Genomic DNA, 22893 nt, shown 5'->3' on the forward strand with positions numbered 1-22893 from the left:
TTTTTAAGGATTGGAGACATGGCGAAAATCAAACTGGTCTGGTGCCGGACGATATGTTTCTTTTTTCGTCTTGAACTTCCAGATCGGTGATTTCGTTTTGCCGTTAAAACTGTCTTCCACTATAATGTACCAATAATAAACAGACTGCGGTTCAAGATGATCCCAGCGGAATTCAGCTGTATCCCCGCTCTTCACTTGCTCCCGTTTTCCGAGCTCTTCATTGGTATATACGTTACATTCAAAATAATCGGTTTCCACCTTTTTGATTCTTGGCTTCAAATCAAGCGAAAGGGAAAATTCATCCTTGTTGCCATAGGTATCCGTATCATAGTAATTCTTATCCTTTACATACGGAGAATACGTCGATACGTGCACCATGTCATTTGCCTGGTCAAATTGAAGCAAACGCAAATACCCTTGACCGCCTTCTGGCCCGCCCTGATAATCGGCCAGCATTTGATGCACAAGACGATCCGGCTTCCCATCACCATCATCATCCAGCTCATCTGTTTTTCTCATCGCACTATGATAATGCCCGCTCAATACCATCACGACATTCGGGTTCGGCTTTACGATTTCTTTGAATATTTTCTCTCCGATCGGGCTTCTGTTTCCGCTGACCAGCAAATACTCATGAAAAGCTAAAATTGCTATCCGGTCAGGGTGTTTCTTCAGCACCTGATTCATCCACGCGATGTCTTCATCCGTAATGCCCCATCCCATGTACAGCATGATATAATCATTGCCGTTGCTAGAAATCAGGTCATAATGTCCGCGGTTGTTTTTATAGGAACCGCCATAATGCAATTTTTTATCAAAACGATCGCTGCCAAAATATTTGCCAAACGCCCTGTAGGAGCCGTCCTTATGCCCCACATCGTGGTTGCCGGCCAGCACGCCGTAAGGTATTCCGCTCTTATCCAGAACGGACATTGACCGATCAGCGTTTTTCCACTGTCTGATATCAGCGGAATCATCTACAATATCACCCGTGTGGAACACATATTTGATATTGAGCTGCTTTTGATTATCTTTTATCCATTCTGTCTGTTTATCAAAAATATGCGGATAGCTTTCGGCGTAATACTGTGTATCAGACATCCAGACAAATGTGTACATATCCTTCGCAGGAGGAATTTCATCCTGTACAATCACATTCATTTTCGACTCCCGTACAAAATCGGCGGCAATCACAGACGCTTTCAGCGTAAACGATTTGTCATCCTTCGCGACGAAGCTGTCAACAGGCTGCCATTCGTTTGTCCGATAATTCCAAGCATACATCGTCACCTTTCTCCCCGGCAAAGAACTGCCCTTCCAGACTGCTTCTGCCAGATCATTCTCATCAATTGATGGATCAACCGTCACTTCAAAGCGATGATAAGGGAAAAGCTCTTTGTTTTCTGTCGATACTGTTTTTCCATCAGCAGCTGATACCCGCTCCAATTCTTTATTCGTAAATGGGGTCTCCCTTTCCGGCACAAAGCTTTTCGGCGGTTCAGTCAGTGACGCGTGCTTAAATATTTTCACATGATTGCGCGCTGTATATTGAAATCCCCTATAAAAACCAACATCCATGGCATCATTCGTCGGATCTTTCACCCGTACAGAAAGCTTGGCCTTATGCGTGTCGGCTTCGCTGTCTATAACCTCCGGCTGGTCCGGATGCTCTCGTTCGGTTTTAAATATCCTCTCAATCACTGTTTTATTGCCCGCGAGATCCGTTGCTGTCACTTTTAGAGAATGTTTTCCCGGCAAAAGATCAGAAGAGGACGTATGATATGGGAGTGTAATGCTTTCTCCATCTAAAGACGCTTCCGCTTCCTCAATTTTGCTCCATTTATCATACATATCCGCCTGCAGGATAAGGTTTCCTTTATACGTTTGCCCCTCGGTGATATTCGGCTCAATGTGAGGTCCTGAATTATCTACCCGTACAACCAGGCTGACATTTTCCTTGCCGTCGCTTGCTTGAATATGGTGAGCGCCTTCAGAAAGCTTTGATGTATCCCACTCCAGCAGCTGTGATGTAAATAGTCCGTCAGGCAGATTGAACTGAAATTGCCAGCTTTTATTCGAGCGCTGATTATCGCCAATAAAGAGTTCCTTCTCAGGGGACACCCTCTGATCCCTGATCACCGTTCCATCCGATAACACCAATCGGGCGTTTTTGACTAAGAAGTCATCACGGTTTTCAGCCGTATCAAACGGAGACACCTTCGAACCCGATCGTATTGTAATACGCTGCAGCTGCTTCCCTTTCCGAAGCAGTGTCTCTGGCAACGGAACAGAATAGGTGCGGTATTTATTTGTTGTATCATCGAACACCTTCAGCACTTTGCCTTCCATCGTTACCGCGTTTTTAAAATAAAGGTTCGTTTTCCTCGTATCGAATGCAAAATATACTTCCTTTTCCATTGCGGGCTCTGTCACTTGTTTTTTCCCGTCAATCCACAGCTTAATGCGGTCAGCTCGCCCTTCTGTCGTGGCTTTGAGAAATTGAGTTCCCGACAGCGTGTCTCTGTTTTCAATATTCATCCGCAGACCGTGCGACTTGCTTGTTTGTTTAATATCAATCATTTTGACCGGCGTTCTCGCTTCATTGATCCCGTCCCCGGCCGCCACATAATACTCTAGCTGATCCTTCCCGATCAATTCAGGCGAATACACAATATAATGGTAGAGATTATCGTTGCGGTCTTTTTCAGCAAGAATTCGCTTAAACGGTTTGTTCTCATCCGTCCGGTAGTAAAAGGCCGCTGTTTTCACTAGACTTCGGTCCCGTATGTCAGCCCGCAGCTCAATGCTTTCAGCAGGGCGGACAGGCTTGCGGTCAGTTAAATCCTCAATGACCGGCTTTTCTTTATCGAGCTTGATTTTCCGTTTCTGCTCGGGCACCTGTGCCTGTAATACGGTTCCGGGAGATGGATTCTTTTCCCCGATTGAAATGTTCAGAAGTTCTGCGGTTCCGTTCAGCGGATACTTATAAAGCACTGATGACAGCCGGCGCAGCGCATGTTTCCGATAATGCGCAACCGAAATGTCCTTTCCTGTATTCGTTGATATCACAACGGCCCGCGGCCTCGTATTGGCCATACCCTCTGTCTCGTCTATCACCGCGAGATTTTTTCCTTCTTTTAGTTGTGTCTGATAATAACGATTGAAATCCTCTGACGTCAATTCTGGATGCCCGGCAGGTTTCAGCCAGACGACAAACGTTTCGCCGGATGGTATCAAGATCCTTTCAGCAGGTCTCCAAATCAGATCGGAGTCAGGCCCTTCTTTTGGGTAGCGGTAACGGATATGGTAGTCTTTAAAATCAATCGTTCTGTCAGTCGTATTAAAAATCTCAATAAATTCATAACCGTCTGCACGTCCTATATTCTTCGTATCAACCGCCAGCTCTGTGATCAGAAGCTCCGGAATATGGGCAAGGTCAGCCTGGTATCCTTCAAGCTTCAGTTTCTTCGTCTCCGACTTCACCCGCTGCTTCCCATTCGACATCACAATGTAATACTCAAGCTCGCTGTTCCAAATCAAACGTTTCGGAATTTGTGCCAAAAACTTGCGGACCGCTCCGGGGGTCGGGTCCATCGGCACCATTTTGTAGCCCAGCTCATTACTTTGTTTATAAAAAAGAAAGGCGGAAAATGCTTGATACGAATTATCGCGAACTTGAGCCTCAATCATTAGATTGTTTCTCATTTCAGCTTTCACATCAATTTGAGGAGGATTTTCAAGCAAGGGTATGTAATGAGGCGTCTGAAATGGTTCCTGCTGAACAACAGGAAAAGCTTTCGATTCATGATGGCCGCCAGACAAAACGGAAAGAAAAGACAGTAATATAGAAGCAATAACCGTGTATTTCCTCATCAAAGCACCTCCCTTTTCATGTATTTTGCGTCTGAACAGGGAAGCTTATGAGTTCATTTTTGTGCATAAAGAACAAAAAAACGTCTGCCTCTTGAAAATTCCACTATTCCCCAGTAAACTAAGGATAGTTAACCAGTTAACAATTAAATCAGAGAGGCAAATTGATGAACAACAGCATTCATGATGAATTATTTCAAGCTATACAACAATTCGCATTAAAAAGAGATAAACGCGTCTGGCAAAAGGTGCAGATTCCGTCCTCACAACATCTCGACCACCTCAAAAAAGACTGGACATTGACCCAGCTTCACATTGTTTCCTGTTTACATACCAGCAAAAATGTGAATAACAGCTTCTTAGCATCCCGCTTACATATCTCAAAAGCAGCTGTTTCAAAAGCAATTCAAGCTTTGTTGAAACATAACATCATTACAGTGACAAAAAAGCCGGGCAACAAAAAAGAAATTTTTTATACGTTAACTGAAAGCGGCAAAGAACTGGCGGGGTTACATGAACAGCTTCATCAAAAAGCAAAGGAGCAATACAAACAGCTCTTCAATGAATTTTCAATTGATGAGTTGAAAACAGTGACTGCGTTTATTAACTTGTGGATCAAGCATATGTAAAAAAGCCTCACCCGCACGGGAGAGACCTTTCCATATTATTAAGCCCTGTCAAATACAATATGAAGTGAGACGGGTCCGCGTGTATACAGACCGGACTCAGCATAACAAAAATCTTCCTCTAATCTGATATTCCGCATCTTATCCAGCACAATATTAGCTACAATTTCGATTTCGGTTTTGGCAAAAGCTGCTCCTACACAGTTATGAATGCCGGATCCGAAAGCGAGATGCCGGGCGGCGCCGCTAAAAGCGCTCTTGATGCCAAGATCTTCCCGATGAATATTAAACACGTCAGGCTGTTCAAATGCTTCAGGGTCCCGGTTAGCCGCACCGATCATACAAAAAACAATCGTATCTTTTTTGATTTCCATACCGCCGACCACTGTATCTTGGGACAGCTGCCGCGGAATCAGCTGAACCGGCGGTTTATAACGCAATGTCTCCGCAATGGCTCTCGGAACTAACGAACGGTCAGCCAAAACATCATTCATCTGCTCAGGATTGTTGAGCAAATGGTAGATCATCAGTGCCAGCGTCTTATCAGCCGGTTCCGTTGCGGCTAACAGCACATTAAGAATCAGTGCGAGTATATCCTTGTCCGACATCGCCATGCCTTCATATTCAGAAGTACATAGGATGGAAATTAAATCTGATCCCGGATTGACGCGACGTTCTTTAATGACCGGCATCAAGTATTGGGAAAGCTGTTCGCTGCACCATAACGAATGTGCCCGCGCTTCAGGAGATTGAGAGATACTCGTGATAAAATCGGCAACTCCGCTGTGCCACTCAGAGATTTTTTCATGGTCTCTTTTATCCAGCCCGAGCATGTCCATCGTGACGCACACCGCAAACGTCTTTCCAAAATCATTGACGAGATCAATTTTCCCTCTTTCAAGATAAGGCGCTAACAAGTTTTCTGCATTTTGTTTAATCAATGGAGACAGATGATCCAGTGCGTCACCGATGAAGCTTCTCACTACAATTCTTCTTTTGGCAGAGTGTTCTTTTCCATGCATTTGGGCCAGCACAGGGCCTCGCATGACTGGTTCGGCACGCTCAACAAGTGATTTCGTCGTGAAGATATCCGGATGCTGAAGGATATAGCGGACATCATGATAGCGGCTGATAAAATAACTGTCTATCGACTCTTCATAATGAACCGGATCTTCCTCCCGCAGTTGTGAAAAATAAGCATATGGATTGTTTTGAAATTGATCAGAAAGCACACTAAACAATTTAATCGATTGGCTCATGTTTTACTCCCCCTATCATCCTTCAGATGTGATCCGTTTCTCAGAAAGCATCTGCGCCATTTCCTGTACAATGAGATACCCTTGATTCGGCCGCATACAAATAGAAAATTCATGGTTACTGATCTTCTCACCCAGCTTCCACGGACGATGATAAGCAAGGAGCGTCTCTTCCACCTCTAAAATATCCGGAGCTCCGATAAAAAACGGCAGCTCAGCTATGACATATTCCACAGCCAAATTCAGCATATCCTCACTGACTTCTTCCATCATCAAACTGACGCCCCGTGCACGCCCGATTATCGCTTCACGAGACATGTCCAAACAAGCATGTCGAAAATGAGGCTGATCAAAAAATGCATGTTCAACTTCTTGTCTCAACAGCTGGTAGGCTTTGTTATCCATAAAATCAGAAAATGTATGAATCGCCTTCGGATCCCCGCCATGAGCCACAAGAGCTCTTTCTGCAAATCTCCTGTTTCGTGATACCTCTTTCCTTACTTTTCGTTCAGCCTTTCCTCTCGGAGTTCCAAGCGCTTCTAGAAGATTAGCGGCCTCATGCCCTGCAAGTAAAACTGAAACGCTTTTAAATTGAGCTTTCGCCCATCCAATTAATCTGTAAATATAATCCTCTGAAAACCTGCTGTTAAATGGGCTGATTCCCACCAAAACATGCCTGCGCCGTTCAAATATTTCTCTGCAGTTTTCTGTTAATGCCTCAGCAATAAAATGCACAGACCTTCTTTCCGTTACCATTCCGGTCATCTCATTCACCCCTAAAACTTATCCCGCTTTAAGTCATCACCCTCAAATACAAGATGGAATAGCTAGAACAACTGAACAAGACGAATGGCAGGCATCACTTAAAGTTTCCAAATGTTTTTTAAGATTTTAATAATCATTTTCAATACCCATATCATGATAAATGTTTACTAGTAAACATTAGTCATTTTATCCCTTTTCCTTCCAAACGTCAATATGATCTGTGCCCAAATATTTGAAAATAAATGTAAACATCACTTTTTACACACACTTTTTACACGCATATTCAGCATGACATATCAACAAATAGTCTAAACACCAACAATTGACAACGAAAACAAGAAAAGATAAAATAAAATTGTTCACGAGTAAACGATTTGTTTTATTGTTTCATCGTAAACTATTATTCCTAAGAAAGAAGGTAGCCTATGTCTGATTTGACAAAACAGATGATATACGACATATACGTGAGACTGCTGCACCTTAATGAACAAAAAGCGAACACTTCACTTCAGCAATTTTTTAAGGAGGCCGCAGAAGAGGATGTAGCTGAAATTCCCAAAAATATGACAAGCATTCACGTCATTGACTGCATCGGCCAGCATGAACCCATTAACAATGCGGGGATTGCCAGAAAAATGAACTTATCGAAAGCGAATGTAACGAAAATCAGCACAAAACTGATCAAGGAAGAATTCATTAACAGCTATCAGCTGACAGATAACAAAAAAGAAGTTTATTTTAAATTAACCCGTAAAGGCAGACGGATTTTCGACTTACATGAGAAACTGCATAAAAAAAAGGAGCTGGCTTTTTACCAATTCCTCGATTCATTTTCACAAGAAGAACAAAAGGCTGTATTGAAGTTTCTAGAGCAGTTGACGTCAACACTTGAAGCAGAACAAACCGATGGGACTCCGGACAAACCTGTAAAGTAAACAAAAAGGCGGTGTACACTTTGGCTCATACAAAATCAAAGGCAGTATTGATCTTATACACTGTTTGCTTCAGTGCATTTTTTGCATCTTTAAGCCAGAACATTTATTCACCTATTCTTCCGATCATTAAAGAATCATTCCATGTTTCCACAGCTATGGTGAACCTGTCAGTCTCAGTTTTTATGATTGTGACAGCAATAATGCAAATTATATTAGGAGCGATCATTGATTTTAAAGGCGCTCGGATCGTCTTGATTACCGGTATTCTGGCAACGGCAGCAGCCAGCATCGGCTGTGCGGTGACTACTGACTTTACTTTGTTTCTGATATTCAGAATGATACAGGCAGCCGGTTCCGCAGCACTGCCTCTTATTGCTGCCACAACGATCGGACAGCTGTTTACAGGCAATGAACGCGGGAGTGCAATGGGAACGTATCAAATGCTCCTGTCTGTCGCACCGGCTATTGCCCCAGTTTTAGGAGGATTCATAGGCGGAGCAGCCGGATACGAAGGGATTTTTTGGATACTTGCGGCCATCTCGATCGTTTTGCTGGTGACAAACAGCATCACCTTTCCTAAAGATTGTCCAACTGAATCTATGCAGCAAGCCAAAGGCAATGTGTTCGCTCATTATAAATCAATATTTACAAATCGAACAGGGAACGTCATTTTGACTTTAAGTTTTGTTCTCTTTTTCATTTATTTTGCAGTAATTGTCTACCTCCCAATATTGCTGACAGAGCATTACCATATAGATGTGGGTATAGCAGGACTGTTATATTTGCCGCTGGCGCTGAGCACGATTGCAGGTACGTTTCTGTTTAAAAGAATACAGGCAAAAATCGGGCTGCACACCTTGTTTATCGGAAGCAATGTGATTGCCGCCTGCAGCATCATTTTATTTGCTGTTACACATTCCGTTTCTCTCGTTCTCATGGCTCTGACGCTGGCACTGTTTGGCATCTCGATGGGGGTTATTCCTCCCTTGTACTCTACAATGATTACTAATGAATTTGAGCACAACAGAGGGAGTGCAATCGGAATGTTTAACTTTATCCGATATACAGGCATGGCAGCAGGTCCGATGGTATCTGCCTACTTGCTCACAATGATGCCGTCTGCCATGTCCTTTAGCCTCCTAGGCCTTGGATTTGCCGCATTGAGCTTTTGCCTTCTTCCGCCAATGTTTTCGCCGCAGAAGCGCACGAAACAAAAAAAGCACCACATGTAAAAAAGCTGCCTTTGCGGGCAGCTTTTTTTATTTTTTTCTAAGCGGCTCTAAAATGCCTTTTTGAATCAGCAAATGGAAGACCGACAGGATAACGGATGCCCATATCGCTGTGCCGAAGCCGTCGATTTGAAAGCTGTCACCCATAATGGACGCGGTCATCATAAGCGTGATGGCGTTAATCACAAACAAGAAGAGTCCAAGCGTCACCATGGTGACCGGCAGTGTAAATATAATTAAAAGCGGTTTAATCAGCACGTTTAAGATCGATAAAATGAGGCTGGCGATAATCGCTGCCCCAATGCTGCTGATATGGATGGAGTCAATATATCCATCAATGACGATTAATAACAATGCATTGACTAAAATGCTGACTGCCCATTTTACCATGTCATTTCATATCCCTTTCTGACGGGACGATAAAAATCCAAATGATATAAATGAGCAAAACCGGCAAGACACTTGTCATAATGGCTAAGATGACAGTTATGACTCTGAGGAGTGATGCGTCCCAATTGAAATATTCCGCGAGACCTCCGATAACACCGGCGATTTTCTTATTTTTTTCTGAGCGATAAAGCTTATTCATTCGATCACCTCTGTGAGTACTTTAGTTTGATGGCGCCTGTTAGTGATTCTGAGAAGACGGTGATGTTTTGATCATGTGCCTGATTTGAAGTGAACATCATTTCTTTTTGAATCGTATCATTTTTTTCCTTCAGCATCTCTACATCCATTAATTCATGGGACAGCGTACCAAGATTGCTTTTCAGCTCTGCCTTCACTGCGAGATCGTCCGGAATTGCAAGCTCTACATTTCCAGTCGTTGTTTTTGCATAAATGGAGCGGCAGTCTGATTCTGTTACGTTAATCGCAATATTTCCGTTAAAGCTTTGAACGTCAATGGATTCGCTTTTCCCTCGGAGATCGATCAATCCGTTAATGGTTTCCGCTTCTATCGTACCGCAGCTGTGGCTTGCGAGCTTAATTTGCCCGTTGGCCGTTTCAGCTATGGCTTTTTCGGCTGTTAAATACGAGAACGACAGCACGCCGTTTGTCGTTTTCGCTGAGAACTCTTTTACATGTAAATGTTCCCCTCTGACCGGACCGTTAAACAGCTTCACCCGAATCTTATCATACTCCTTCTGAGGAATATACAAAGTGACATTCGTTTTCATCGTCTTTTTCTCAGTACGGATAAAAAACTTATTACCTTTGATTTCACATTCAATATGCTGAAGAAATGCGTGTCTCGCCGCATCCTGGTTGTCAGCGCGATATACCTTCGCCTGGCATTCCGCTCTGATATCGTCATCTTCCCAAGGGACGATATTTACGCTGCCATTGGCAATTTGCAGCTCAACACTGGAAAAGTCAGTATCTTTAAATTGAAAAATGTGCTGAACATCATACGCATGGCCAAAGTTTAAATCAAGGTCAACTTCCTTGACCTTTTTCACAGCAGAATCAATCCAGTCAAACAGCTTGGCTCCTAAAGACGGTTTACCGCTTTCTTTTTTTGCCGTTGTAAATGGCTCTTCCTCGTCATGAACGTGAACTGAGAGCGCTGTGATTTTCTCTTCTTTTTCCTTGTAGTCGCTGTCAAGCTTTTCAATCAGTGTCAAAGCTTCTTGTGCTGTAAGCTTTCCTTCCTCAACAAGCTTAAGGATTCGTTCCTTTTCTTGCTTCATTACGATCTCCTCCCCATTGTCTACTTATGCTGCACGCAGGACCTTAATGCCCTGAATCACATTCCAAATGATAATGCCAATGACAACTAAGAAATAAATAACCGCTCCCCCGATGATTACAAATACAGGAAGCAAGCTGTCTCCATCAATCGCAACGGCTCCGCCAAGTAAAGCAATAAAAAGGAACAGCCAGCCGACAAACGGAACAATGTGAGAAATAAGAGAGCGTATCGCATGGCGTTTTGTTTCTTTCTCATTTACAACAAAATATGCGACAATCGGCACAATGATTGGCGCAATGAACACACTGAAATAACAAAGTGATGCAATAATAGCTTGATTACGGTTCAATTCATTCCACACTCCTATTGTGAATTGTCCATGACAAAAGATCAGGGACGTTTTACTTATTTATACGTTTAAAATCTCTTCAGGTTTCAAATTCATTCTTTAGACATGCTCCGATTTACGGAAATTGGATTTTAAAAAGTTTTAGAAGTAGAATCTTCCGGCTATACCGATTACAATATGTAAAAAGCTTACGGCAACCAAGGAGGCTGGACAAGCAATGGAGAAAGATCCCAGTGACTATACAGTAACACAAGAATCAGTGTTAAAGCTGATTCATGAACAAAAAAGAATGAATCGTGAAATGATCGCCGAGCTTGAGCAGATTCACGGACCCTTCCCGATCTCTCACGATATCCAATATATAAAAGTGCTGCTCGACAGCAGCAACACACATATTGTTCAAGATTTAATGAGTGTAAGTAAGCAGCTGTATAAGAAGACTTTGTAATTGCGGAAAACATATCATTCATTATAACTGAAACAAAGCTAAAGGTTAGATGACAATATCTTGCCTTTTTTGTTTTGAAAAAACAAGTGATTCCCTGGCTGTCACAAAATGATTGTAACAAAAAAAGCCTGCCGGCACATCCAGTTAATGGACTCTGTCGGCAAGCTGTAACTATCAGAAAGAGATAGCCGTTCAAAATTAACGTAACAATTGAAGCACGTTTTGCGGCTGTTGGTTTGCTTGAGCAAGCATCGCTTGAGAAGCTTGAGAAAGAATGTTGTTCTTTGTGAACTCGCTCATTTCTTTCGCCATGTCAACGTCACGGATACGGGACTCAGCAGCTGTCAGGTTTTCACCAGAAGCGCTTAAGTTGTTGATTGTGTGCTCTAGACGGTTTTGTACCGCACCTAATTTTGAACGTTGTTTAGAAACAGTGTTGATAGCGTCATCAACTGTTTTAAGTTGAGCATCGAATCCTACAGTTGCAGTGTCAGCTGCATTATCAGCAAATTTGGTTACATCGATTTTAGCTACTGTTTGATCAGCAACAAGATTACCATCATCATCTAGAGCACCGATTGCTGTTGCGGCCATACTTTCAATGTTGACAGAAAGCTGTTGGCTACCGTTGGCACCAATTTGGAATGTTAGTGATTTACCACTATCTTCTGAGAAAGCACCGTTAAGGAGTTTCTTACCGTTGAATTCAGTACGGTCAGAAATACCGTTAGCATTTGTGCCACCCCCGATTTCTTCAACAAGTGAAGATATCTCGTCTTGGATGGCTTGAAGGTCAGTACCATCTTGAGTACCTGTGTTTCCTGCTTGAACAACTAGCTCACGGACACGTTGAAGAATTGAGTGAGTTTCAGTCAATGCACCCTCAGCTGTTTGGATAAGAGAAATTCCATCTTGAGAGTTTTTAGAAGCCATTTCAAGACCTCTGATTTGTCCTCTCATTTTTTCAGAAATCGCAAGACCCGCTGCGTCATCTCCCGCACGGTTGATGCGAAGACCAGAAGAAAGTTTCTCCATGTTTTTTGAGCTCGCACTGTTGTTTGAAGACAAACGGTTTAGTGTGTTAAGCGCTGCAATATTGTGGTTGATTCTCATGTGAAAAATACCTCCATGTGTATATGTTTTTGAAATCAAAGACTTCCTTTTCTTTGATTTCTGGCGTATCAGATTCCAATAAAGCTTCTAACCTATGTAGATTCAGTTATTGCTTAAGGATGCCTTTAAGCCCCTTAATAGGGTTTGTCTGCTTAATTTGGAAATCATCATCCGCCTTTCAATTCATATATCGACAGCAATTTGTAAATGTTTAGGCGTTTTCCCAAAGAAATTTTACCCAAAGACGATTCTAAACCTATTATGCCGTAAAGAAAAAGCTTGCCTGCTAAGCCCAAGGATGGACTTGCTGACAAGCTGTCCCCTCTTAACAGAGGTTTTTTTAAGATGTAGCTGTTTCTTTCGCTTTCAAGAGCGATTTCATGCGTGTTTTGTCACGTTCGATAACAGGCTTCAAATAACGGCCTGTATACGATTCTTCCACTTCAGTGATTTCCTCAGGCGTTCCAGACGCGACAATGGTTCCGCCTCCGGCTCCGCCTTCCGGGCCCAAATCCACAATGTAATCGGCCGTCTTAATGATGTCAAGATTGTGCTCAATAACCAGTACAGTGTCTCCGTTGTCTACCAACCGTTGCAGCACGACAAGAAGCCTGGCGATATCGTCGACATGCAAGCCTGTCGTCGGTTCATCTAAAATGTAGAGCGTGCGTCCGGTCGAGCGTTTGTGCAGCTCTGACGCGAGCTTCACGCGCTGCGCTTCTCCGCCTGACAAGGTCGTCGCCGGCTGGCCGAGCGTAATATAACCTAAACCAACATCATAAAGGGTTTGGAGCTTGCGTTTGATTTTCGGGATATTTTCAAAGAAAGAAAGAGCATCTTCAACCGTCATATCAAGCACATCAGAGATGCTTTTTCCTTTGTACGCCACTTCAAGTGTTTCACGGTTATAGCGTTTGCCGTGACACACCTCGCAGGGAACGTATACGTCAGGAAGGAAGTGCATTTCAATTTTAATAATCCCGTCTCCGCGGCAGGCTTCACATCGTCCGCCCTTCACGTTGAAGCTGAAACGGCCTTTTTTATAGCCGCGGACCTTCGCTTCATTTGTCTGCGCGAATACATCGCGAATGTCATCAAATACACCGGTGTATGTCGCAGGGTTGGATCTCGGCGTTCTTCCGATTGGCGCCTGGTCAATGTCAATGACTTTATCTAAATGATCCAAACCTTTAATCTCTTTATGGCTGCCGGGCTTCGCTTTCGCTTTATGAAGCTTTTGCGCCAGCGCCTTATGCAAAATTTCATTAACGAGTGTACTCTTTCCTGAACCGGAAACACCTGTAACTGCTGTAAACGTCCCAAGCGGGAACTTGGCATTCACTTTTTTCAGGTTGTTTTCTGAAGCACCTTTAATTTCAATGTAACGTCCGTCCGGCTTTCTTCTTTCAGGAGGTAATGGGATAAACTTTTTCCCTGATAAATAGCTGCCCGTTAATGAGTTTGGATCTTCCATCACTTCTTCCGGTGTACCCGCAGATATCACCTGTCCGCCGTGAATGCCGGCTCCCGGTCCAATATCTATTAAATAATCTGCTGCCATCATTGTGTCCTCATCATGTTCGACAACAATCAGCGTGTTCCCGAGGTCTCTCATATTTTTCAGAGCGCTGATCAAGCGGTCGTTATCACGCTGATGCAGACCGATAGACGGCTCATCTAAAATATAAAGCACACCAGATAAGCGCGAGCCAATTTGAGTCGCCAGCCTGATGCGCTGCGCCTCTCCCCCGGACAATGTACCCGCTGCCCTGCTCAATGTCAGGTAATCGAGGCCGACTTTGTCCAGAAAGCTTAAGCGCTCCACAATTTCGCGCAAAATCAAATTGGCGATCTGCATATCCTTCTCAGAAAGGGTAAGATCTTTAAAGAAGGCAAGTGCATCGGCGACAGACAGCTCGGTAATTTTCCCAATGTGGCGGCCGTCAATCAGTACGGCAAGCGCCTCTTTCTTTAACCGATAGCCTTTGCACGTCGGACAAGACTTCTGAGACATATACTGCTCCATTTGCTCACGTATGAAATCGGAGCCTGTCTCCTTATAGCGTCTTTCAATGTTGCGCAATACGCCTTCAAATTGAATTTCGCCTTCGCGGATTTGTCCAAAATCATTTTCATATCGGAAATAAATCAGGTCGTCTCCGCTGCCGTACAGCACTTTATCCAGTTGATGCTTCGGCAAATCTTTGACCGGCACATCCATATCAATCCCGTAGTGGGTGCAGACTGCCTCAAGCAGCTGAGGATAATATTGTGAGCTGATCGGTGTCCAAGGGGCGACCGCATTCTCCTTTAATGACAAATCTTGATTGGGGATGACAAGATCGGCATCCACTTCAAGCTTCATTCCGAGACCGTCACACGTCGGACACGCCCCGAACGGACTGTTAAACGAAAACAGACGCGGCTCAAGCTCACCAATTGAAAATCCGCAGTGCGGACAGGCATGATGCTCGCTGAACATCAGCTCTTCCTCACCGATGACATCGATCATAACCCGTCCTTCACCTAAACGGAGCGCCGTTTCCAATGAATCTGACAGCCGGGCTGCCACGCCTTCTTTCACGACAATCCGGTCAATGACTACCTCAATAGAATGCTTCTTGTTCTTTTCTAATTCGATATCGTCGGAAAGCTCAGCCATCTCGCCGTCAATTCTGACTCTGACATAGCCTTGTTTCCTAATCTGTTCAAGCACTTTGACATGAGCGCCTTTTCGGCCCGAGACAATCGGCGCCAGCACCTGAAGCTTCGTCCGTTCCGGGTATTCCAGAATTCTGTCCACCATTTGCTCGATGGTCTGGGATGTAATCTCAATTCCGTGCTCCGGACAATGAGGCTTCCCTACTCTCGCATATAAAAGACGCAGATAATCATAAATCTCAGTTACCGTACCGACAGTAGACCTCGGATTGCGGCTCGTTGTTTTCTGATCAATGCTGATGGCGGGAGAGAGCCCCTCAATTGCATCCACATCAGGCTTATCCATTTGCCCTAAAAACTGGCGGGCATAAGCAGACAGCGACTCGACATACCGTCTCTGTCCTTCAGCATATATCGTGTCAAAGGCAAGGGAGGATTTACCTGATCCGGACAAACCCGTGACAACGACAAGCTGATCTCTCGGAATCGTTACATCTATATTTTTCAGGTTATGCGCCCTGGCTCCCTTCACCTCTATCCGATCCATAGCCATTTGTTCATCATCCTTCCGCTTTTAGCTCTAAAAGTAAATCGCGAAGCTCCGCGGCTCTTTCAAAGTCAAGCGCCTTGGCGGCTTCCTTCATTTCATGCTCCATCTGTTCAACGACTTTCTGGCGTTCTTTCTTCGTCATTTTCGACAGCTTCGGCGCGGCTTTTGTTTTGTATTCCGCTTTATCCTCAGCTGCTACTGTGGCACGAATGACATCGCGAATTTCTTTATTTATCGTTTTCGGCGTAATGCCGTGCTCTTCGTTAAACCGCTCCTGCTGCTCGCGGCGGCGTTTTGTTTCATTAATCGCAATTTCCATAGACTTCGTTATTTTATCGGCGTACATAATGACGCGGCCTTCCGCATTTCTCGCTGCCCGTCCGATGGTCTGGATCAGCGACCGCTCCGAACGAAGGAAACCTTCCTTATCCGCATCCAAAATCGCAACAAGGGATACTTCGGGAATGTCCAAACCTTCCCTCAGCAGGTTGATGCCGACAAGCACATCGTACTTGCCAAGGCGCAGGTCGCGGATAATTTCAATCCGTTCAAGCGTCTTGATTTCAGAATGCAGATAATTTACTTTAATGCCGATTTCCTTTAAATAATCGGTCAGATCCTCTGACATCTTCTTCGTCAAAGTTGTCACAAGCACCCGTTCATTTCGCTCGATTCTTGCTTGAATTTCGCCGATCAAGTCGTCAATCTGACCTTCGATTGGACGGACGTCAATAAGCGGGTCAAGAAGCCCCGTCGGACGAATGATCTGTTCGACCATTTCATCTGTATGTTCAATCTCGTACGGCCCTGGTGTTGCTGATACATACACGATATTGTGCATATGCTTTTCAAATTCCTCAAAACGAAGCGGACGGTTATCAAGCGCTGATGGAAGCCGGAAGCCGTGATCCACGAGCACCTGTTTCCGCGCCTGGTCTCCGTTAAACATGCCGCGCACCTGGGGAATTGTCACATGCGACTCATCCACCACGATCATAAAATCGTCTGGGAAATAATCAAGAAGCGTATACGGCGTTGAACCCGGAGGACGAAGCGTCAAATGTCTTGAATAGTTCTCGATGCCGGAGCAAAACCCCATTTCACGCATCATTTCAAGATCATATCTTGTCCGCTGCTCTAAACGCTGTGCTTCAAGGAGCTTTCCGTTTTCGTGCATGACCTTCAGCTGCTCCTCAAGCTCCTTCTCGATATTTTGAATCGCCTTCTCCATTTTCTCGGCCCGCGTTACGAAGTGGGATGCCGGGAAAATCGCAACATGATCTCGGTCGCCGAGAATTTCTCCTGTCAGCGCATCCACTTCCCGAATCCGTTCGATTTCGTCACCGAAAAATTCAACTCTGATACAATGCTCATCACGGGATGCCGGAAAGATTTCCACTACATCCCCGCGCACACGAAATGTACCGCGCTGAAAGTCGATATCGTTGCGGGCATATTGGATGTCTACAAGTTTTCTGAGCAGCTCGTTGCGCTCAATTTCCATTTCAGTCCGCAGTGACACGACCATTTCCCGGTATTCCTCAGGCGAACCGAGGCCGTATATACAAGACACACTCGCAATAATAATGACATCTCTGCGCTCAAACAAAGCTGATGTGGCGGAGTGTCTCAGTTTATCAATTTCATCATTAATACTAGCGTCTTTCTCTATAAATGTATCCGTTTGAGGCACATACGCCTCCGGCTGATAATAATCATAGTAGCTGACAAAATACTCGACAGCATTGTTCGGAAAAAATTCCTTGAACTCACTGTAAAGCTGTCCAGCAAGGGTTTTGTTATGGGCAATCACGAGAGTCGGCTTATTGACTTCTTTAATCAAATTAGACACCGTAAATGTTTTCCCAGTTCCTGTCGCACCCAGCAGAGTCTGATGCTTCTTGCCCTCCTGAATTCCTTTCACAAGCTTTTCAATGGCTTTCGGCTGATCTCCCTGGGGCTGATATTTCGAGACTAACTCAAAGCGATCTTTCACAAAAATAAGCCTCCGTTTCTTTAACGAAATCTTCCTATAGATATAGTAACACAATGGAAAGCAAAATCACTAAAAATACGAACTAAAGTTCGGTGGTTTTTTATTTCCAGCTGTTTTTGTGTATAAAAAACCTGCTTTTAAAACGTAAAAGCAGGTATTCAGTCTTTATATTCATTATGTCCGATTTATTCTTCTTTTTTCTCTGCAGCTTTTTTGGCCATATACAGTCCGCCAGCCACAAGAGACACAACATCCAATCCTACAATAAAATACGTTTCTGTATAGCCTTTTAAATAAGAGGCAAACAGCAATGCAGCTGTTAAAGCGATCGCCACATAATGATTAAAGGTGACTCTAGTAAATAGAACAACAAGCATAAAAGGGAAAAACAATGCAAAAACGGCTTTTGTAATCAACAAAAACCCTCCTCAGGGATTCTTCATCTGATCTGATTATAGTAAAAAATGAAGAATCGGACAATCGTGCATTCGCTCCCTCTACTACACCATACCCCTTTTCAGCCAAAATCAATCACCATATTTGCATTTTGGTGCCGGTCAAAACTTATTCCATGGTGCCGCTGTTCTAATCAGCGGCACTTTTTTTATTACATCATCAAGTCCGCCGCCAGATTCCGAGAATAAAAGAAAATAGGCATACAGTACCAGTACGGCAGCATTTTTCAGGATAATATAACCAACTTAACTATTCATTTAATTTAGGACTTTCTGCGTTTGACAGCATTTTCCTGAAAATCTACAATTGAATGATAGTGTTTACTATCATTTTTTTAAACACAGGCTCCGCAATAAAAAGACTAGAGAGAAAAACAAAATGAATGAAGAAAAGAGGGGTTTCAAATATGTATTCTGTTTTATTTCGCCAGGCAGAAGTGTCCAGCCAGCTGGCTGGAGCAAAAGGAATGAATTTGATTAAATTGACCAAACACGGTCTTCCTGTTCCGGACGGGTTTATTATTCAAACGAATGCGCTCGCACGTTTTATGGAGGACAACCAGCTTCAAGAGACTAGTGAAAACGTCGAAGGCGGGATCATTTCCGGAACATTTTCGGATGAGCTGAAAGATGAGCTGACTAGTTCCTTTTATAAGCTTAGAGAATCATATCGATCCGTAGCCGTGCGTTCTTCGTCTGCTTCGGAAGATTTAGAAGGCGCCTCATTCGCGGGTCAATATGAAACCTACTTAAATATCAAAACAGAGGAAGAGTTTCTGGCTAAAGTGAAAGAATGCTGGGCTTCATTTTTTTCTGGGCGGGTCAGCAGCTATAAGAAAAAAATGAACAATCAAATCGCAGAGCCGTTAATGGGAATAGTCGTTCAGGGGCTGATCGATTCAGAAATGTCAGGTGTTATCTTCAGCCGCAATCCTGTTACCCATGATGATAGAGAGCTTTTAATCAGCGCCAGCTACGGGCTGGGTGAAGCTGTTGTTTCAGGAAGTGTTACCCCAGACACGTTCATTGTTAATAAATCTTCGTTTGAGATTCAGAAAGAAATAGGTGCAAAGGAAATCTACATGGAGTCTGCGGCAGAAGGAATTGCTGAAAAAGAAACGAGTGAAGACATGCGCAGCCGTTTTTGCCTTACAGATGAACAAGTGATTGAATTGGCTGAAATCACAAAAAAAACCGAAGACCTGTACGGATATCCTGTCGATATAGAATTTGGAATTGCTGATCATCAAATATACCTTCTGCAAGCTCGTCCGATTACAACCATTGATCAGGACAAAAAGGCGGCAGAAGAAAAACGCAGCTTCATGATTACCGACATTGATATGAATGATTTCTGGCTTAACATGGAGTCTAATATTGAAGGTCCGGTGAGTCCGTTATTTTCATCCTTCATCGTGCCGGCATTGGAATATGGCTTGAAGAAGAGCATGCAAAAGTTTCCGATTGGTGTAGTTGTTGATGAAGTAAAACTTTATCGCGGACATATTTATTCCAAAAATCAAGGTGGACAGCAGCCTCCTTCTGAAGACTGCGGCAAAGAGCTTTTCCCGATTTTATCGGAGCATATGTATGACATCATCAATCACACATACCTCCCTTTTTACCGGACACTGGACCAGCTCGCACAAACTGAGCATACCGCAGAAAGCGCACTGGATGCTTTTCAAAAACTAAAGGCCTTTTATCTCACGGCTTATGAAGAGCACTTCAATATCGTTTTCCCGCAAATCCTTTTAACAAACAAACTGCAAGCGATGTATCAGGACATTCAAGGAGAGTCCGAAAACGCTCATTTTTATGAGATGCTGACAGGAAAAATGAACAAATCACTGGAAACGGACCGTTGGTTATGGCTATTTTCTGTGGAAGTTCAGGAGAACCCGAACCTTCTGACCATTTTTGAAAACAACAAGCCTGAACAGCTCCAGGAGAAATTAGAACAAACAGATGAGGGGAGACACTTCCTGAAGAACGTCCATGAATTCTTGCAAGAATACGGATGGAGATCTGTTAAAAGTCATGATCTGATTGAACAAATCTGGGTGGAAAATCCGTATTTCGCTCTGGCTAATATTCAAAATTATGTCCGTAATGGCTATCATTTTGACAATGAATTTCAGAAAACGAAAGAAAAACGAGAGAAATTATACAATGAATTCTTGGAAAACATAGAAGATCCCGGTTTGCGCACCGAATTTGACCGCTATTATCAATGGACACTGAACTCTGCAAATATAAAAGATGATCACCACTTTTATATTGACGCCATGCTGGATGCCAAGGCGAGAGTCTTTCTGCTGAAGATAGGTGAATTGCTGGCGGAAAACGGTGTCATTCAAGATCGTGAGGACCTTTGGTTCTTATATGATGACGAAGTGGAACAAGCGCTTCTTCACCCTGTATCCCTGCAAGAAAAGGCTGAAAAACGCAGACAGATTTTTCATGAGTATGAGCTGGCCCAAGCCCCGGCCTACCTCGGCACCCCGACAAAAGAACAGCTCAAAGCAGCTGAAGAAATTGTCGGCGCTGTGATAGAGGATGAAAAAAACACAGAGAATCATATTTTTGGCATTGCGGCATCAAGCGGCATTGCGACAGGTCCGGTGAAAATCATTCGGGATGCCAATGAATTTTCTCAATTCGCGCCTGGGGACGTACTCGTTTGCAAGATGACCACACCGCTATGGACCAGCCTGTTTCAAGACGCCAAAGCGATTATTACAGACACAGGCGGCATTTTGTCTCACGCTGCGATTATTGCCCGTGAATACGGCATTCCAGCCGTTCTCGGCACACGCACGGCAACCGAAAGACTGCGAGACGGTGACATCATCACTGTTGACGGAAGCAGCGGCAAAATCACAGTTGTCAGCCGGTCCTGATGCGTCCCCCTCTTTCTTATACAAGCGGGGCGGGTGTATACTTGTCCTGCCAGTATATTCGTGAGGTGAAACGTATTGAGACCGACAAACAAGAGAATCCTTGACGCTGCCATGCAGCTGCTCGTCAAAAAAGGATATCGCGCAACAACTACAAAAGAAATTGCAGAAAAAGCAAATGTAAGTGAAGCGACGATTTTCAGGAACTTTAAAAACAAACAAGGACTAGTTGAGGCTTTGCTTTCTCAGCATTCTTCAAACAGAGGCAGCATTTTGGAACAAACAGAAGGGGATTTGTACAAAGACCTGCTTCATATCGGAACCTGTCTCTTGGAGGAGCTCGAACATAGAAAAGATATCATTAAAATCAGCTTTCGTGAACCGGCCATGTTTCAGGATGTCATTAACCACGTCACTGAATATCCCCAATCTATGAAACAGCTATTGGTTGATTATCTCAAAACAATGGGTGAGAAAGGGGTTATTCAGACAGGAAATGAAGCGGAGCATGCAGACGTGTTCATGTCGATTATCTTCGGTTATTTCATTCACCGTCTCCACTTAGGAGACCGGGTCATATCAATGCCCCAGGAAAAAATGCTGGAGCACAGCACAGCTCTATTTGTCAAAGGAATTTCTGCTGATTAACTCCTTGGCATAATAAAAAGGAGGATCCCAATGAGCTCAAGAAAAGAATGGGCGCTGATCGTCTCGCTATTATTGGGGGCCATTCTGGCTCCCATTAACTCAACGATGATCGCGGTCGCGCTCTCATCTATTTCCCATACGTATAACGAGTCCATCGCAAGCATCACTTGGGTGGTTACCGTTTATTTAATCGTGATGGCAGTCACACAGCCGATTGCAGGGAAGCTCGGTGACATGTACGGCAATAAAACAATGTACTTATGGGGAGTCGGCCTTTTTCTAATCGCATCTCTAGGCTGCGCCCTTTCACCGAGTCTGCTCCTGTTAATTGTCTTTCGGGCATTGCAGGCTGTCGGCGGGGCATTGCTTACGCCAAACAGCATTGCCATTATCCGGCATGTTGTTTCTGAAAAACGCCTACCGAAAGTGTTTGGATTTTTCGGACTGGGCGCGGGACTTGGTGCAGCACTCGGGCCTTTTATCGGCTCTATACTGATTGACAGCTTCAGCTGGCATTCGATTTTTTGGGTCAACATCCCGTTCCTCGCCATTGCTTTATTTACGGCATTAACGATGTTTCCTCAATATAAAGAAAATAAATCTGACGCGCCGCTGGATATCATCGGCTCTCTCTTGCTTGCAGGCAGCATCGTTTCAATTATCCTGCTGACGAAAAATGAGGCTCCGTGGGGATATGCGGTATACAGTGTATTGATACTTCTTTTTGTTCCGCTGTTTTTCAGAAGAGAAAAACGTACCCAGCACCCCATCATTGACTTTGCACTGTTTAAAAGCTCAACCTTTACAAATGCGAATCTATCAGTCTTGTTAAGCAATTTGATGATGTATGCCGTCTTATTGATTATGCCGTTATTTATGACGAACCAATTTGGGCTTAATACATCTAACAGCGGGATGGCGCTTTCTGTATTTTCGATCTTCATGTCAGCCAGCAACTGGGTGGGCGCGCAGCTCCATCACAAATGGGGAGCCAAAAAAATCATTTTTCTTTCATTTGCCATGATGGCTGGTGCGAATCTATTATTTTTGCTGTTAAGCAGCTCGCATTCTGTCTTGTTTCTCATGCTCTCTCTTATCCTTGGCGGGCTCGCTTCCGGAGTCGGCCTGACCAGCATGCAGGTGTCATCCCTTGCCACAGTAGACCCCGGTATGTCAGGAGTGGCATCCGGGATTTTCTCGACCTTCCGTTATTTCGGAAGCATCATTTCATCAGCCTTAATTGGCCTGATTTCGGGATATCACATCCTATTTATGATTCTCTTTGCTGTATCCATCATCGGCGTTTTTGTTTCATTGGGCATCAAATCTGATGAAACGGCACGGATAGAAAAAAACTCAGCGTAACGCAAAACAGCCCGGCATCGCATCTTCCTGCGGT

General features: G+C 44.0%; 18 protein-coding genes. 7 read left to right on the forward strand and 11 right to left on the reverse strand.

All coding sequences use genetic code 11. From position 1 onward, the window contains the following. Positions 1 to 3: 3 nt before the first annotated feature. Entirely contained in the window at positions 4 to 3873 is a 3870-nt protein-coding gene (locus NSQ16_RS18215; RefSeq protein ID WP_327836426.1) for a metallophosphoesterase, read from the reverse strand. Positions 3874 to 4037: 164 nt separating this feature from the next. On the opposite strand from NSQ16_RS18215, the gene NSQ16_RS18220 reads away from it, so the two are divergent. Continuing rightward, positions 4038 to 4499 (forward strand): MarR family transcriptional regulator, encoded by a 462-nt coding sequence (locus NSQ16_RS18220; RefSeq protein ID WP_029318333.1) that lies wholly within the window; start codon positions 4038 to 4040, stop codon positions 4497 to 4499. A 38-nt stretch (positions 4500 to 4537) separates the two neighbouring features. On the opposite strand, the gene cypX is transcribed toward NSQ16_RS18220, so the two are convergent. Both cypX and pchC read right to left on the reverse strand, forming a co-directional pair. Continuing rightward, on the reverse strand, positions 4538 to 5755 hold the full coding sequence (gene cypX, locus NSQ16_RS18225; protein ID WP_327836424.1) for a pulcherriminic acid synthase: 1218 nt from the start codon (positions 5753 to 5755) through the stop codon (positions 4538 to 4540). Between the two features lie 15 nt (positions 5756 to 5770). Then, positions 5771 to 6517 carry a cyclo(L-leucyl-L-leucyl) synthase gene (gene pchC, locus NSQ16_RS18230; RefSeq protein WP_327836422.1) on the reverse strand — a complete coding sequence of 249 codons (747 nt, stop codon included), beginning with the start codon at positions 6515 to 6517 and terminating at the stop codon, positions 5771 to 5773. 425 nt (positions 6518 to 6942) lie between these two features. Here pchC and pchR point away from each other — a divergent pair, with 425 nt between their 5' ends. Both pchR and NSQ16_RS18240 read left to right on the forward strand, forming a co-directional pair. Then, a complete protein-coding gene (gene pchR, locus NSQ16_RS18235) occupies positions 6943 to 7452 on the forward strand; it encodes a pulcherriminic acid biosynthesis transcriptional regulator PchR (protein ID WP_003228073.1) in 510 nt (169 codons plus the stop codon). Between the two features lie 20 nt (positions 7453 to 7472). Next, a complete protein-coding gene (locus NSQ16_RS18240) occupies positions 7473 to 8684 on the forward strand; it encodes an MFS transporter (RefSeq protein ID WP_230488628.1) in 1212 nt (403 codons plus the stop codon). 27 nt (positions 8685 to 8711) lie between these two features. On the opposite strand, the gene NSQ16_RS18245 is transcribed toward NSQ16_RS18240, so the two are convergent. The 4 genes from NSQ16_RS18245 to yvlA are packed head-to-tail and all read right to left on the reverse strand — an operon-like array spanning position 8712 to position 10723. Continuing rightward, positions 8712 to 9071 carry a phage holin family protein gene (locus NSQ16_RS18245; RefSeq protein WP_003228066.1) on the reverse strand — a complete coding sequence of 120 codons (360 nt, stop codon included), beginning with the start codon at positions 9069 to 9071 and terminating at the stop codon, positions 8712 to 8714. Position 9072: 1 nt separating this feature from the next. Then, positions 9073 to 9270: a PspC domain-containing protein gene (locus tag NSQ16_RS18250; RefSeq protein ID WP_003228065.1), complete on the reverse strand. Its 198-nt coding sequence runs from the start codon at positions 9268 to 9270 to the stop codon at positions 9073 to 9075. A gap of 4 nt (positions 9271 to 9274) precedes the next feature. Further along, entirely contained in the window at positions 9275 to 10372 is a 1098-nt protein-coding gene (locus NSQ16_RS18255; RefSeq protein ID WP_029725982.1) for a DUF4097 domain-containing protein, read from the reverse strand. 24 nt (positions 10373 to 10396) lie between these two features. Further along, positions 10397 to 10723 (reverse strand): protein YvlA, encoded by a 327-nt coding sequence (gene yvlA / locus NSQ16_RS18260; protein ID WP_003244375.1) that lies wholly within the window; start codon positions 10721 to 10723, stop codon positions 10397 to 10399. Positions 10724 to 10940: 217 nt separating this feature from the next. Between yvlA and NSQ16_RS18265 the strand changes: the two genes are divergently transcribed. Then, a complete protein-coding gene (locus tag NSQ16_RS18265) occupies positions 10941 to 11171 on the forward strand; it encodes a hypothetical protein (RefSeq protein ID WP_003235419.1) in 231 nt (76 codons plus the stop codon). A 198-nt stretch (positions 11172 to 11369) separates the two neighbouring features. Here NSQ16_RS18265 and hag read toward each other — a convergent pair whose 3' ends face one another. The 4 genes from hag to NSQ16_RS18285 all read right to left on the reverse strand — a co-directional run bounded on the left by hag (position 11370) and on the right by NSQ16_RS18285 (position 17907). Then, on the reverse strand, positions 11370 to 12284 hold the full coding sequence (gene hag, locus NSQ16_RS18270) for a flagellin Hag (RefSeq protein WP_046160896.1): 915 nt from the start codon (positions 12282 to 12284) through the stop codon (positions 11370 to 11372). 340 nt (positions 12285 to 12624) lie between these two features. Continuing rightward, positions 12625 to 15498 carry an excinuclease ABC subunit UvrA gene (uvrA, locus tag NSQ16_RS18275; RefSeq protein WP_116315800.1) on the reverse strand — a complete coding sequence of 958 codons (2874 nt, stop codon included), beginning with the start codon at positions 15496 to 15498 and terminating at the stop codon, positions 12625 to 12627. Positions 15499 to 15505: 7 nt separating this feature from the next. Next, complete coding sequence (gene uvrB / locus NSQ16_RS18280) at positions 15506 to 17491, reverse strand: excinuclease ABC subunit UvrB (RefSeq protein WP_003228054.1); 1986 nt, start codon at positions 17489 to 17491, stop codon at positions 15506 to 15508. A 185-nt stretch (positions 17492 to 17676) separates the two neighbouring features. Further along, positions 17677 to 17907, reverse strand: coding sequence for a CsbA family protein (locus NSQ16_RS18285; RefSeq protein ID WP_003228053.1), 231 nt, complete (start codon positions 17905 to 17907; stop codon positions 17677 to 17679). 446 nt (positions 17908 to 18353) lie between these two features. Here NSQ16_RS18285 and NSQ16_RS18290 point away from each other — a divergent pair, with 446 nt between their 5' ends. From NSQ16_RS18290 to NSQ16_RS18300, 3 genes are all read left to right on the forward strand, one after another. Beyond that, a complete protein-coding gene (locus NSQ16_RS18290) occupies positions 18354 to 20849 on the forward strand; it encodes a PEP/pyruvate-binding domain-containing protein (RefSeq protein WP_230488627.1) in 2496 nt (831 codons plus the stop codon). A 75-nt stretch (positions 20850 to 20924) separates the two neighbouring features. Continuing rightward, positions 20925 to 21494, forward strand: a complete 570-nt coding sequence (locus NSQ16_RS18295) for a TetR/AcrR family transcriptional regulator (protein ID WP_003244088.1) — start codon at positions 20925 to 20927, stop codon at positions 21492 to 21494. A 30-nt stretch (positions 21495 to 21524) separates the two neighbouring features. Then, positions 21525 to 22859, forward strand: a complete 1335-nt coding sequence (locus NSQ16_RS18300; RefSeq protein WP_076457526.1) for an MFS transporter — start codon at positions 21525 to 21527, stop codon at positions 22857 to 22859. Positions 22860 to 22893: the final 34 nt, after the last annotated feature.

Origin of the sequence: Bacillus sp. PS108, from assembly GCF_037963335.1 — a bacterium.
Classification (GTDB): domain Bacteria; phylum Bacillota; class Bacilli; order Bacillales; family Bacillaceae; genus Bacillus; species Bacillus subtilis.

Coding starts and splice junctions, on each gene's coding strand:
- NSQ16_RS18215 (WP_327836426.1), bottom strand. CDS start 3,873: ATGAGGAAATACACGGTTATTGCTTCTATATTACTGTCTTTTCTTTCC.
- NSQ16_RS18220 (WP_029318333.1), top strand. CDS start 4,038: ATGAACAACAGCATTCATGATGAATTATTTCAAGCTATACAACAATTC.
- cypX (WP_327836424.1), bottom strand. CDS start 5,755: ATGAGCCAATCGATTAAATTGTTTAGTGTGCTTTCTGATCAATTTCAA.
- pchC (WP_327836422.1), bottom strand. CDS start 6,517: ATGACCGGAATGGTAACGGAAAGAAGGTCTGTGCATTTTATTGCTGAG.
- pchR (WP_003228073.1), top strand. CDS start 6,943: ATGTCTGATTTGACAAAACAGATGATATACGACATATACGTGAGACTG.
- NSQ16_RS18245 (WP_003228066.1), bottom strand. CDS start 9,071: ATGGTAAAATGGGCAGTCAGCATTTTAGTCAATGCATTGTTATTAATC.
- NSQ16_RS18250 (WP_003228065.1), bottom strand. CDS start 9,270: ATGAATAAGCTTTATCGCTCAGAAAAAAATAAGAAAATCGCCGGTGTT.
- NSQ16_RS18255 (WP_029725982.1), bottom strand. CDS start 10,372: ATGAAGCAAGAAAAGGAACGAATCCTTAAGCTTGTTGAGGAAGGAAAG.
- NSQ16_RS18265 (WP_003235419.1), top strand. CDS start 10,941: ATGGAGAAAGATCCCAGTGACTATACAGTAACACAAGAATCAGTGTTA.
- hag (WP_046160896.1), bottom strand. CDS start 12,284: ATGAGAATCAACCACAATATTGCAGCGCTTAACACACTAAACCGTTTG.
- uvrA (WP_116315800.1), bottom strand. CDS start 15,498: ATGGCTATGGATCGGATAGAGGTGAAGGGAGCCAGGGCGCATAACCTG.
- NSQ16_RS18290 (WP_230488627.1), top strand. CDS start 18,354: ATGTATTCTGTTTTATTTCGCCAGGCAGAAGTGTCCAGCCAGCTGGCT.
- NSQ16_RS18300 (WP_076457526.1), top strand. CDS start 21,525: ATGAGCTCAAGAAAAGAATGGGCGCTGATCGTCTCGCTATTATTGGGG.